Genomic DNA, 12684 nt, shown 5'->3' with positions numbered 1-12684 from the left:
GCTGGCTCTCAGTCCCTCTTTCCACGGGGCTTGCGCTTCTCCCGCCGGGAGACCGTGCGGCCCACGATCACGGTACGCCGGAGGTCCCCGGCGGGCATGTCGTCCTTGCGGCCGCCGAGGGCCCGCCGGACGCCGTAGCCGAAGGCGGCGACCTTCACCAGGGGGCCGCCGAAGGTGGAGGCGACCGTGGTGGACAACGCCGAGGCGTTGGACGTGACTTCCTGGACGTCGGTGGCGATCGCGTCGACCCGGTCGATCTGGGTCTGTGCCGAGCGCACCGCCGCGGAGGCGTCGGCGAGCAGCGGGACGGCCTGTTCGGTCACGTCCGCGACGAGTCTGGTCGTCGCCCTGAGCGTCTGGGCCAGCCTCGCCAGGGCGACGGCGAGGAAGGAGACCAGGATGGCCCAGAACACGGCCACCAGGATGCCGGCCACCTCTCCACCGGACACTGCGCACCCGCTCCCTGTGCTGACGGACAGCTGTCTTGGCAGCTTCTCTGGAGGCGAGCCTATCGCGCCGACGCCGCCGGTCCGTACCGGATTAGGGGTGCGCGAAGGCCCGCCGCCCCGCCCGCCCCGAAGGGCAGGAGGACGACGGGCCGGGGCGCGGAAGTCCTGCGACGGCCGCGAAGACCGATCCGGGAGGGGATCAGCGGGCGTAGTACTCGACGACGAGCTGCTCGTCGCAGATGACCGGGATCTCCTTGCGGTTCGGCTCACGGTCCAGGCGGAACGCCAGGGCGCCGAGGTTCACCTGGAGGTAGCGCGGGGTCTCGCCGTCGGGGGCGAAGCCACCGGCGCGGGCCACCTCGAACAGCGTCTTGCCGCGGCTGCGCTCGCGGACCATCACGACGTCGTCGGGACGGACACGGAAGGAAGGCTTGTCGACCTTCTGGCCGTTGACCTCGATGTGGCCGTGGACGACCATCTGGCGGGCCTGGTAGATCGTGCGGGCGATGCCCGAACGCAGGACCAGGGCGTCGAGACGGCGCTCGAGCTCGATGATCAGGGCCTCACCGGTCTTGCCCTGGACCTTGGAGGCACGCTCGTAGGCGCGGACGAGCTGGCGCTCGGACACGTCGTACTGCGCGCGCAGACGCTGCTTCTCGAGCAGACGGACCTTGTAGTCCGAGTTCTGCTTGCGGCCACGGCCGTGCTCGCCCGGCGGGTAGGGACGGGCCTCGAAGTACTTGACAGCCTTCGGGGTGAGCGCGATGCCGAGGGCACGCGACTTCTTGACCTTGGGGCGGGACTGGTTCGCCACTGTCTCTCATTTCCTGGTTTCGGCTTGTCAGGGTGGAGGGAGGTCGCAATCCGCAGCCGGGGAAACCCGTCGGGTCCGCATGGGACCTGTCGGGCAGCCGCTCCCCTGGTCTGGGCACATACGTGCAGCACGCGAGTGGCCCACCGACCGTTCCCGGAACCGGGTGGTGGTGGGCTGCCCGCGACACCTTCGACGGTGCGCGACGCTCCTTGGAGCCGGTCCGAGGGACCGGTGCTCCGGCTGACTGTCCCGTTCTGACTGCACGGGACGCAGCACTCCGGGCGAGTCTACAGGGTGCTCAGGACCCCTTGCGACCGAGGCGCTGCCTGGTCCATTCGACGGCGTCCGCGTAGCGGGCCTCGGCTCCGTGCCTGGTGGGCGTGTAGTAGTCCCGGCCGTGGACCGCGTCCGGGGCGTACTGCTGGGCCGCGATGCCCTCCGGCAGGTCGTGCGGATAGACGTATCCCTGCGCGTGGCCCAGCTTGGCGGCGCCCTTGTAGTGCCCGTCCCGCAGGTGCGGCGGTACGGGTCCGGCGAGGCCCTTGCGGACGTCCTCCAGGGCGGCGCCGACGGCCGTCGTCGCGGCGTTCGACTTGGGGGCCAGGGCGAGGGCGATCGTGGCGTGGCTGAGGGTGAGGGCGGCCTCCGGGAAGCCGATCATCGCGACGGCCTGGGCGGCGGCGACCGCGAGGGGCAGGGCGTTCGGGTCGGCGAGACCGATGTCCTCGCTGGCGGAGATCATCAGACGGCGGGCGATGAAGCGGGGGTCCTCGCCGGCCTCGATCATGCGGGCCAGGTAGTGCAGGGCGGCGTCGACGTCCGAGCCCCGGATGGACTTGATCAGGGCGCTGGCGACGTCGTAGTGCTGGTCGCCGTCGCGGTCGTACTTCACCGCCGCGCGGTCGACCGTCTGCTCCAGCGTCCGGAGGCTGATCTCGGACTCGTCCTGGTCGAGGGCCGCGCCGGCGGCGGCCTCCAGGGCGGTCAGCGCGCGCCGGGCGTCCCCGCCGGCGATGCGCAGGAGGTGTGCCTCGGTCTCCTCGGGGAGGGTGACGGCGCCCTTGAGGCCGCGTTCGTCGGCCAGGGCGCGCCGGACGAGGCCCCGCAGGTCGTCGTCCGTGAGAGGTTCGAGGGTCAGCAGCAGGGAGCGGGACAGCAGCGGGGAGATGACCGAGAAGTAGGGGTTCTCGGTGGTCGCCGCGATCAGCGTCACCCAGCGGTTCTCGACGGCCGGGAGGAGGGAGTCCTGCTGGGCCTTGCTGAAGCGGTGGATCTCGTCGAGGAAGAGGACGGTCTCCTTGCCGAACCCGCCGATGGCGCGGCGGGCGCCGTCGATGACCGCGCGGACCTCCTTGACGCCGGCGGTGATGGCCGACAGCTCGACGAACCGCTTGTCGGTGGCCTTGGAGACGACGTACGCCAGGGTGGTCTTACCGGTGCCCGGGGGTCCCCAGAGGATCACCGAGGAGGGGCCTGCCGGCCCCTTGGCGCCGTCGCCGACCAGGCGGCGCAGGGGTGAGCCCGGTTTCAGCAGGTGCTGCTGCCCCATCACCTCGTCGAGGGTGCGGGGGCGCATCCGGACCGCCAGGGGGCTCCCGGCGGGATCCTTCTCCTGGCGGTCTTCTGCTGCGGCGGTGAACAGGTCGGGCTCCACACGTCGGAGCCTACGTCAGGGGTCCGACACTCCTGTCCGGCGGTGCGTCCGGCGTCGCATCCGGTGCTCCGCGGGCCGCCCGGCGCGGCGCCGGGCTCAGGCCCAGAGGTCGGCGCCCCAGCGGGTGAGGATCAGCATGGCGATGATGCCGACGTGGGTCGCGGGCAGGACCCAGGTGAACTCGCCGAAGAACCGCTTGAGCCCGTCCGGCGCGGGCAGGAAGCCGTTGCGCACGTTGAACGAGGTGACGTACCAGAACATGGTGATCGTCGCGACCCAGGCCAGCGAGCACCACAGGCACAGGGCGTTGATGTTGTACAGCGACTGGTACTGCAGCCAGGTGACGAAGCCCACGCCGAACAGCGTGCCGAAGTTGAAGGTCAGCCAGTACCAGCGGGGGAAGCGGGCCCCGGTCAGCAGGCTCATGCCGACGCAGATGACGATGCCGTAGGCGACCAGGCCGAGCATCGGGTTCGGGAACCCGAAGACGGAGGCCTGCTTGCTCTCCATGACGCTTCCGCAGCTGATGATCGGGCTGATGCTGCAGCTGGGCGTGAACGTCTTCCCCTCGGCCTTGGCTTCGAGGATCTTCATCTTGTCGATCGTGATGACCCAGGCGGCGAGCAGGCCGGCCGCACCGGTGATCAGCAGCAGGATCGCGAACGCACGACTGCCGCCCACGGTTCGCGGCTCGGCCGCGGCGACGCGCTCGGACTCCGTGGAGACGTCTTTCACTGTCGTCTTGCTCATCACGCCGATTCCGTCACTTGAGAGGTGGCCCATCTTCGGACAGGGGCCATTGTGCCGCACCCGGCCCTGCCTCCACCGTTCGGCGGACATAAGGACGTACGTGCGGCGGGCCCGTAGCGTTCGGTTTCGGCCGCTGGACGGAACCGGACAGCACACACGAACGAAGGGTGCCGGAGCACACGCCCCGGCACCCCCCGACGGCACGCTCAGCCCAGCCTCGACTCCAGCTCGGCCACGATCTCGTTCACGCCGATCGCCGTCTGCTCGCCGGACTCCATGTCCTTGAGCTGGACGACGCCCTCGGCGAGGTCGCGTTCGCCGGCGACGACCGTGTAGCGGGCGCCGCTGCGGTTGGCGTTCTTCATGGCGCCCTTGAGGCCCTTGGCGCCATAGGAGAAGTCGGCCGCGACACCGAGCTTGCGCAGCTCGGTGACCTTCGCGAAGAGCACCCGGCGGGCCTCCTCGCCGAGCGGGACGGCGAACACGGAGGTCGCGGCGGGCAGTTCCAGCTCCACGCCCTCGGCCTCCAGCGCCAGCACCGTACGGTCGACGCCCAGCGCCCAGCCCACCGACGGCAGCGCGGGGCCGCCGATCATCTCGGAGAGTCCGTCGTAGCGGCCGCCGCCGCCCACCGCGGACTGCGAGCCCAGTCCGTCGTGGACGAACTCGAAGGTCGTGCGGGTGTAGTAGTCGAGGCCGCGGACCAGCTTCGGGTCGTCCTCGAAGCGCACGCCCGCCGCCGTGATCAGCTCTCGGACCTCCTCGTGGTACGCCTTGCAGGCGTCGCAGAGGTAGTCGCGCAGCAGCGGCGCGTCCCCGAGCTGCTTCTGGACCGACTCGCGCTTGTCGTCGAGGACCCGCAGCGGGTTGATCTCCGCGCGGCGCAGCGTGTCCTCGTCGAGGTCCAGGCTCCGCAGGAAGGTCTGCAGCGCCTCCCGGTACACCGGGCGGCACTCCTTGTCGCCCAGGCTGTTGAGCAGGATGCGGAAGTTCCGCAGCCCCAGCGACCGGTACGCCTGGTCCGCCAGGATGATCAGCTCGGCGTCCAGCGCCGGGTCCTCGGCGCCGATCGCCTCGGCGCCCACCTGTGAGAAGTGGCGGTAACGGCCCTTCTGGGGCCGCTCGTAGCGGTAGTAGGAGCCGGAGTACCAGAGCTTGACCGGCAGGTTGCCCGCCTTGTGCAGATTGGCCTCGAGGGCCGCGCGCAGCACGGACGCCGTGCCCTCGGGGCGCAGGGCGAGGCGGTCGCCGCCCTTGGTCTCGAAGGCGTACATCTCCTTCGTCACGATGTCGGTCGACTCACCCACACCGCGCGCGAAGAGCTCCACGTTCTCGAAGCCGGGCGTCTCGATATAGCCGTAGCCGGAGTTGCGCAGCGGCGCGGCGATGGCCTCGCGGACGGCGAGGTACTTGGCGCTGTCCGGCGGGATCAGGTCGTACGTGCCCTTGGGGGCCTGGAAGGTACTCACGGAAGGTCTCTCGTCACATTCCTCGTCGGGGAGGGGTGTGGGAACCCGCTCCCTGGCCGCCGGCCGCCACCTGCCGCAGATACGGGTTGGCGGCGCGCTCCTGGCCGATGGTCGTCTGGGGGCCGTGGCCGGACAGCACCACGGTCGAGTCCTCGAGCGGCAGGCACACACGGGCCAGCGAGTCGAGCATCTCGGCCATGTCGCCGCCGGGCAGGTCGGTGCGTCCGATGGAGCCGGCGAACAGCAGGTCCCCGGAGAAGAAGACCGACGGGACGTCGGCCGCCTCGGGCATCCGGAAGGTCACCGACCCCTTGGTATGGCCCGGGGCGTGGGCGACGGAGAACTCCAGACCGGCCAGGTCCAGTCTCGCGCCGTCGGTCAGCTCGCGGACGTCGTCCGGCTCCCCCACGGTCAGCTCGCCCATCAGCGGCATCCCGATCGACCGGCCGAGCGCCTTCTCCGGGTCGCTCATCATGAACCGGTCCTCGGGGTGGATCCAGGCCGGCACGTCGTGCGCGCCGCAGACCGGGACGACCGAGGCCACATGGTCGATGTGGCCGTGGGTGAGGACGACGGCGACGGGCTTGAGGCGGTGCTTGCGGACCGCTTCCTCGACTCCTGGGGCAGCCTGGTGGCCCGGGTCGATGATCACGCACTCCTCACCGGCGGCGGGGGCGACGAGATAACAGTTCGTCCCCCAGGCCCCGGCGGGGAACCCGGCAATGAGCACGATCGTCCTTCGTTTGTGTCGATACGCGTGGGCTTCTGGCGGCTGCGTCAGTGGTCAGAGCCTACCGGCGCTGCCGTTTCCTCAGCGAACCCATATACGGTACGGGGCACACGCAGGCGGTCGGCTCACAAGACGCACGCGTCCCAGTCGACGTACGAGACGCATGAGGAGAGAATCCGGTGGTCACCCAGGAACAGCGGAAGCGTCAGCTCGCCCGGGAGAAGTTCTTGCGGCAGCAGCAGCGACGCACGAGCGCCCGGCGCAAGGCGCGCATGCGCAACGCGGTGATCGCGTCGGTGCTCGGCGTGGTCGTCATCGGCAGCCTGGCGCTGTACACGACGGGTGTCCTGAAGGACGACGACAAGAAGGCGGACGCGAGTCCGCAGACGACGCCGTCGGCCGCGCCCAGCGCCGCGAAGGACCCGTGCGAGAAGCCGGCCGCCGGGTCCGTCAAGAAGCAGACCTGGAAGAAGGAGCCGGCGGTCACGATCGACGCGTCGGCGAAGTACACGATGACCCTCGCGACGACCTGCGGCGACATCGACATAGCGCTCAAGGCGAAGGCCGCGCCGCACACGGTGAACTCCTTCGACTTCCTCGCCGGCAAGGGCTTCTTCGACCACACCAAGTGCCACCGTCTCACCACCAACGGGATCTACGTCCTGCAGTGCGGCGACCCGACGGGCAGCGGCAGCGGCGGCCCCGGCTACACCATTCCGGACGAGAACCTGAAGGACGCGAGCCTCAAGGCGAACGTCTACCCGGCGGGCACGGTGGCGATGGCCAACACCGGCCAGCCGCACACCGGCGGCAGCCAGTTCTTCCTCGTCTACCAGGACAGTCAGCTCCCGCCCAGCTACACGCCGTTCGGGACGATGTCGGCCGACGGCATGAAGGTCCTGAAGAAGATCGCCGCCGCGGGCGAGAACACCGGCGGCGGTGACGGCGCCCCCAACGCGACGGTCGTGATCGACAAGGCGACCGTCACGAAGTCCTGACGACGACCTGGCGACACGCCGACGACGAGGGGCGGTCGACCGCGCAATTTCGGTCGCGCTGGATGCGGACAGGCGACCCGCCGGTCGCCTATGTTGGCCGTGACGAAACTGTGGACGATGCCCAGGGGCGCCGAAGCCCCTCGGAGGCATCATGTGGAGGAGGCGCTGTGAGCAGCGACCCGTGGGGCCGCGTCGACGAGACGGGCACCGTGTACGTGCGTACGGCCGACGGCGAGCAGGTGGTCGGTTCCTGGCAGGCAGGCTCCCCCGAGGAGGCGCTGGCCTACTTCGAGCGCAAGTACGAGGGCCTGGTTGTCGAGATCGGCCTCCTCGAGAAGCGAGTGCAGACCACCGATCTGTCGACCAAGGACGCTCAGGTCGCGATCGACCACATCCGCGAGCAGGTCGACGCGCATCACGCCGTCGGCGATCTGCAGGCGCTGCGGGAGCGGCTGGACAAGCTGGTGGCGACCGTCGAGTCGCGCCGCGAGGAGCGCAAGCAGCAGCGGGCCAAGCAGTCCGACGAGGCCCGCAAGGCCAAGGAGGACCTGGTCACCGAGGCGGAGCAGCTGGCGCAGTCCGACCAGTGGCGGGCCGCCGGTGAGCGCCTGCGGGCGCTGGTGGACATCTGGAAGGGCCTGCCCCGGCTGGACCGCAAGTCGGACGACGAGCTGTGGCACCGGTTCTCCCACGCGCGTTCGGCGTTCTCCAAGCGCCGCAAGGCGCACTTCGCGCAGCTGGACGCGCAGCGCGAGGAGGCCCGACGCGTCAAGGAGCGGCTGGTCTCCGAGGCCGAGGCGCTGTCCGGTTCGACGGACTGGGGTCCGACGGCGGCGCGCTACCGCGAGCTGATGGCGGAGTGGAAGGCGGCGGGCCGCGCCCAGCGCGAGCACGAGGACGACCTGTGGAACCGCTTCCGTGGCGCCCAGGACGTCTTCTTCGCCGCCCGCAGCTCGGTGTTCGCCGAGCGGGACGCCGAGCAGACGGAGAACCTCAAGCTCAAGGAGGAGCTGGCCGAGGAAGCAGAGAAGCTGCTGCCGGTCGGCGACCTGAAGGCGGCGCGCGCCGCATTCCGCACGATCAACGAGCGCTGGGAGGCCATCGGTCATGTGCCGCGTGACGCCCGGCCGAAGATCGAGGGCAGGATGCACGCGGTGGAGCGGGCGATCCAGGAGTCCGAGGAAACCGAGTGGCGCCGGACCAACCCGGAGGCACGCGCGCGTGCCGCCGGTCTGACCGGTCAGCTCCAGGCCGCCGTGGACAAGCTGCAGGGGCAGATCGAGCAGGCGCGCGCCCAGGGCAACTCCGCGCGGGCCGACAAGCTGGAGCGCGAGCTCGAAGGCCGTCAGGCGCTGCTGGACCAGGCGCTGAAGGGTCTGCAGGAGTTCGGCGGCTGACCTCCCGCCCGGCCGTACGACGACAAGGCCCCCGTACCTCGCGTACGGGGGCCTCTCGCGTGCTCGGCTACGGTCTGCGGGCCGACGTCACCCGGTACACGTCGTAGACGCCCTCGACGCCGCGTACGGCCTTCAGGACGTGTCCCAGGTGCTTGGGGTCGCCCATCTCGAAGGTGAAGCGGGAGGTGGCCACCCGGTCGCGGGAGGTCTGGACGGCCGCGGAGAGGATGTTGACGTGCTGGTCGGACAGGACACGGGTGACGTCCGAGAGGAGCCGGGAGCGGTCCAGGGCCTCGACCTGGATGGCGACCAGGAAGACCGAGGACTGCGTCGGCGCCCACTCGACGTCGAGGATGCGCTCCGGCTCCCGGGACAGCGACTCCACGTTGACGCAGTCGCTGCGGTGAACCGACACGCCGCTGCCGCGCGTGACGAAGCCGATGATCGGGTCGCCGGGGACGGGGGTGCAGCAGCGGGCCAGCTTGACCCACACGTCGTCGACACCCTTGACGACCACGCCCGGGTCCTGGTTGGCGCGCCGTTTGCGGCCACGGGTGCGGGACGGCGGGACCGCCTCGTCCATCTCCTCGGAGGCGGCCTCCTCGCCGCCGAGCGCCTGCACCAGCTTCTGCACGACGTTCTGCGCGGCCACATGGCCCTCGCCGATCGCCGCGTACAGCGAGGAGATGTCCGGGTAGCGCATCTCGTGTGCGAGCGTGACGAGGGAGTCGCCGGTGAGGATGCGCTGGATCGGCAGGTTCTGCTTGCGCATCGCGCGCGCGATGGCGTCCTTGCCCTGCTCGATCGCCTCGTCCCGGCGCTCCTTGGAGAACCAGGCCCGGATCTTGTTGCGGGCCCGCGGCGACTTGACGAAGTTCAGCCAGTCCCGGGACGGTCCGGCGCCGGCCGCCTTGGAGGTGAAGACCTCCACCAGGTCGCCGTTGTCCAGGGTCGACTCCAGCGGGACGAGACGTCCGTTGACCCGGGCTCCTATCGTGCGGTGGCCCACCTCGGTGTGGACCGCGTACGAGAAGTCCACGGGAGTCGCGCCGGCCGGCAGCGCTATGACGTCGCCCTTGGGCGTGAAGACGAAGACCTCGTTGCGGGACAGGTCGAAGCGCAGGGACTCCAGGAACTCGCCGGGGTCCTCGGTCTCCTTCTGCCAGTCCAGGAGCTGGCGCAGCCACGCCATGTCGTTGAGGTGGTCGTCCTTGCCGGTGGTCCTCGGCTGGTCCGAGCGGACCTTGGAGGCGCCGGCGACGGCCTCCTGCTTGTACTTCCAGTGCGCGGCGATGCCGTACTCGGCACGGCGGTGCATGTCGAACGTGCGGATCTGGAGTTCGACGGGCTTGCCGTTGGGGCCGATGACCGTCGTGTGCAGCGACTGGTACATGTTGAACTTGGGCATCGCGATGTAGTCCTTGAACCGGCCGGGGACCGGGTTCCATCGCGCGTGCACGGTACCGAGGGCGGCGTAGCAGTCGCGGACGGTGTCCACGAGGACGCGGATGCCCACCAGGTCGTAGATCTCCGCGAAGTCACGGCCGCGGACGATCATCTTCTGGTAGACGCTGTAGTAGTGCTTCGGGCGGCCGGTGACGGTCGCCTTGATGCGGGCGGCGCGCAGGTCGGCCTGGACCTCGTCGGTCACTATGGCCAGGTACTCGTCACGCTTCGGCGCCCTTTCGGCCACCAGCCGTACGATCTCGTCGTACATCTTGGGGTAGAGGATCGCGAAGGCGAGGTCCTCCAGCTCCCACTTGATGGTGTTCATGCCGAGGCGGTGGGCGAGGGGCGCGTAGATCTCGAGGGTCTCGCGCGCCTTCTTCTCCTGCTTCTCGCGCTTGAGGTAGCGCATGGTGCGCATGTTGTGCAGCCGGTCGGCGAGCTTGATGACCAGGACGCGCGGGTCCTTGGCCATCGCGACGACCATCTTGCGCACCGTCTCGGCCTGCGCGGCCTCGCCGAACTTGACCTTGTCGAGCTTGGTGACTCCGTCGACCAGCAGGGCCACCTGGTCGCCGAAGTCCCGGCGCAGGTCCTCCAGGCCGTACTCGGTGTCCTCCACGGTGTCGTGGAGCAGGCCCGCCATGAGCGTCGCCGGATCCATGCCCAGCTCGGCGAGGATCGTCGTCACCGCGAGGGGGTGGGTGATGTACGGGTCGCCGCTCTTGCGCTTCTGGCCGCGGTGCCAGCGCTCGGCCACCTGGTAGGACTTCTCGATCTGGCGCAGCGTCGCCGTCTCGATCTTGGGGTCGTTGCTGCGCACTATCCGCAGCAGCGGCTCCAGGACCGGGTTGTACGGGTTCTGGCGCTGGACGCCGAGCCGGGCGAGACGGGCGCGGACGCGGTTGGAGGAGCCGGAGCGGGCGGGCGGCTGCGCGGTGGCGGCCGGGCGGGCGGGCGGTGCGGACGAGGAGGCCTCGGGCGCGGCCGGCTTGGGGCGCGGCTGCTCGTCCGGCCTGTCGACGGGCGCGGAACGGTCGTGCTCCACCGGCCCATGGCTGTCGTCCTGCGCGTGCGACGCGGGCGCAGCCGCGGAGCCCGAGGCGGACTCGGGCTTGGCGGCGGTCAGGTGCTGGGCCTCGTCTGGCAAGAGGACTCCTCGTGCGCGATCCGGGTCCCCGGTCAGGCTCCGGAAGACCCATCGTAGCCATCCTGGGCTCCGGGATCGCCTCCAGGCCGGTGAGAGGGACGTTCACGGGAGAAACGCGAGTGGGCGGGCCCCGGATTCCTCCGGGGCCCGCCCACTCGCGTACGGCAGGTGTCAGATGGTCAGCAGCGACTCGAGGGGAGCCCCGCCGAGGGCCGCCTCCAGCCGGGGCCGGCCGGCGAGGAAGCCCAGCTCCATCAGCACGGCGACGCCCGCCACCTGGGCGCCCGCCCGGTGGATGAGCTGGATCGACGCCTCGGCCGTGCCGCCGGTGGCGAGGACGTCGTCGACGATCAGCACGCGGTCTCCGGCGGCCAGGTCCTCGGCGTGCACCTCGATCTCCGCCGAGCCGTACTCCAGGTCGTAGGCCTGGCCGAGGGTGGCTCCGGGGAGCTTGCCCGCCTTGCGTACGGGGATGAAGCCGAGGCCGGCGCGGACGGCGACCGGGGCGCCCAGGATGAAGCCCCGCGCTTCCAGGCCGACGACCTTGGTGGCGCCGGTGCGCTCGGCGATCTCCGCGAAGGCGTCGGTGAGCGCGGTGAACGCCGCCGGGTCCGCCAGGAGCGGGGTGATGTCCTTGAACATCACGCCCGGCTCCGGGTAGTCGGCCACGTCACGGATGCGGCTGAGGAGCAGCGTCGTGATGTCGGTGGTCTCGGTCACCGGCGCTTCCCCGACGGACGGCCGCGGCCGCGGCCACGGGACGAGGGCTGGGTGCGCGGTCCGACGACCGCCGGGGCGTCCTCCGGCTCGTCGTCGTAGTCGTCGGCGCTGTGCGCCTCGGCCGCCTGCGGCTCGTTGGCGGCCTGGGCACGCTTGGCCAGGACGCGCTTCCTCAGCGCCTTGATCTGCGGCTCGCGTTCCTTGAGGTCGGCGACGAGCGGCGTGGCGATGAAGATCGAGGAGTAGGCGCCGGCGGCGAGACCGACGAACAGCGACAGCGAGATGTCGTTGAGCGTGCCCGCGCCGAGGAAGCCACCGCCGATGAACAGCAGGCCCGCGACCGGCAGCAGCGCGACGACCGTCGTGTTGATGGAGCGGACCAGGGTGCCGTTGATCGAGCGGTTGGCGATCTCGCTGTAGGTGAAGCGGGTCTGCTTCGTGAGGTCCTTCGTCTGTTCCTTGAGGGAGTCGAAGACGACGACCGTGTCGTACAGCGAGTAACCGAGGATCGTCAGCAGACCGATCACCGTGCCGGGCGTGACCTCGAAGCCGACGAGGGCGTAGACGCCGACGGTGATGGTGATGTCGTGGATCAGGGCGACGAGCGCGGCGATGGCCATGCGCCACTCGAAGGCGATCGCCAGGTAGATCACGACCAGCACCATGAAGATCGCCAGGCCCTGCCAGGCCTTGTTGGCGATCTGGTCACCCCAGCTGGGGCCGACCAGTTCGGCGGTGATCGTCTCCGGGTCGGCCTTGAAGTCCTGGGCGAGTTCGGACTTGATCTTGTTGGACTGCTGGATGTCCATGCCGGCGATCTGGATGCGCATCGTGCCGTTGCCCAGCTTCTGCACGACCGCGTCGTGGCCGGACGCCGACCTGGCGTACTCCTCGGCCTGGGAGACGGAGACGCTGGTCTTCTCCGTGGTGAAGACGGCGCCGCCCTGGAAGTCGATGCCCATGTTCAGGCCCCGCACCGCCAGGCCGAGGACGGCCGTGATGGTGATCAGGATCGAGATGCCGTACCAGAGCTTGCGGTGGCCGATGAAGTCATAGCTGACCTCGCCACGGTGCAGTCGGGCGCCGAGATTGCCGAGTTTCGACATC

11 protein-coding genes are annotated in these 12684 nt (G+C 70.1%); 2 read left to right on the top strand and 9 right to left on the bottom strand.

Going from position 1 to position 12684, the window contains the following annotated elements; all coding sequences use genetic code 11:
• Positions 1-8: 8 nt before the first annotated feature.
• From IE239_RS09445 to IE239_RS09420, 6 genes are all read right to left on the bottom strand, one after another.
• The gene (locus IE239_RS09445; RefSeq protein ID WP_190148826.1) at positions 9-449 is read right to left on the bottom strand and encodes a DUF948 domain-containing protein; all 441 of its coding nucleotides are present in this window, start codon (positions 447-449) and stop codon (positions 9-11) included.
• A 199-nt stretch (positions 450-648) separates the two neighbouring features.
• Positions 649-1263: a 30S ribosomal protein S4 gene (gene rpsD, locus IE239_RS09440; protein WP_069771900.1), complete on the bottom strand. Its 615-nt coding sequence runs from the start codon at positions 1261-1263 to the stop codon at positions 649-651.
• A gap of 298 nt (positions 1264-1561) precedes the next feature.
• The gene (locus IE239_RS09435) at positions 1562-2917 is read right to left on the bottom strand and encodes a replication-associated recombination protein A (RefSeq protein WP_190148825.1); all 1356 of its coding nucleotides are present in this window, start codon (positions 2915-2917) and stop codon (positions 1562-1564) included.
• Positions 2918-3013: 96 nt separating this feature from the next.
• Positions 3014-3667 carry a vitamin K epoxide reductase family protein gene (locus IE239_RS09430; RefSeq protein ID WP_190148824.1) on the bottom strand — a complete coding sequence of 218 codons (654 nt, stop codon included), beginning with the start codon at positions 3665-3667 and terminating at the stop codon, positions 3014-3016.
• A gap of 206 nt (positions 3668-3873) precedes the next feature.
• Positions 3874-5136 carry a histidine--tRNA ligase gene (gene hisS / locus IE239_RS09425; RefSeq protein WP_190148823.1) on the bottom strand — a complete coding sequence of 421 codons (1263 nt, stop codon included), beginning with the start codon at positions 5134-5136 and terminating at the stop codon, positions 3874-3876.
• Between the two features lie 13 nt (positions 5137-5149).
• Positions 5150-5866: an MBL fold metallo-hydrolase gene (locus tag IE239_RS09420; protein WP_190148822.1), complete on the bottom strand. Its 717-nt coding sequence runs from the start codon at positions 5864-5866 to the stop codon at positions 5150-5152.
• 179 nt (positions 5867-6045) lie between these two features.
• Here IE239_RS09420 and IE239_RS09415 point away from each other — a divergent pair, with 179 nt between their 5' ends.
• Both IE239_RS09415 and IE239_RS09410 read left to right on the top strand, forming a co-directional pair.
• The gene (locus tag IE239_RS09415; protein ID WP_190148821.1) at positions 6046-6864 is read left to right on the top strand and encodes a peptidylprolyl isomerase; all 819 of its coding nucleotides are present in this window, start codon (positions 6046-6048) and stop codon (positions 6862-6864) included.
• 167 nt (positions 6865-7031) lie between these two features.
• Complete coding sequence (locus IE239_RS09410; protein ID WP_190148820.1) at positions 7032-8261, top strand: DUF349 domain-containing protein; 1230 nt, start codon at positions 7032-7034, stop codon at positions 8259-8261.
• A gap of 67 nt (positions 8262-8328) precedes the next feature.
• On the opposite strand, the gene IE239_RS09405 is transcribed toward IE239_RS09410, so the two are convergent.
• The 3 genes from IE239_RS09405 to secF form a co-directional block, all read right to left on the bottom strand.
• Positions 8329-10857: a RelA/SpoT family protein gene (locus tag IE239_RS09405; RefSeq protein WP_190148819.1), complete on the bottom strand. Its 2529-nt coding sequence runs from the start codon at positions 10855-10857 to the stop codon at positions 8329-8331.
• A 171-nt stretch (positions 10858-11028) separates the two neighbouring features.
• Complete coding sequence (locus IE239_RS09400; protein WP_190148818.1) at positions 11029-11577, bottom strand: adenine phosphoribosyltransferase; 549 nt, start codon at positions 11575-11577, stop codon at positions 11029-11031.
• Positions 11574-12683, bottom strand: a complete 1110-nt coding sequence (gene secF, locus IE239_RS09395; protein WP_190148817.1) for a protein translocase subunit SecF — start codon at positions 12681-12683, stop codon at positions 11574-11576. Before secF ends, IE239_RS09400 begins: the two co-directional genes overlap by 4 nt.
• Position 12684: the final 1 nt, after the last annotated feature.

The sequence above is a fragment of the Streptomyces humidus genome (assembly GCF_014649655.1).
In the GTDB taxonomy this organism is placed as follows: domain Bacteria; phylum Actinomycetota; class Actinomycetes; order Streptomycetales; family Streptomycetaceae; genus Streptomyces; species Streptomyces humidus.
This window is presented reverse-complemented; position numbering and strand designations above follow the sequence as displayed.

Coding starts and splice junctions, on each gene's coding strand:
- IE239_RS09430 (WP_190148824.1), bottom strand. CDS start 3,667: ATGAGCAAGACGACAGTGAAAGACGTCTCCACGGAGTCCGAGCGCGTC.
- secF (WP_190148817.1), bottom strand. CDS start 12,683: ATGTCGAAACTCGGCAATCTCGGCGCCCGACTGCACCGTGGCGAGGTC.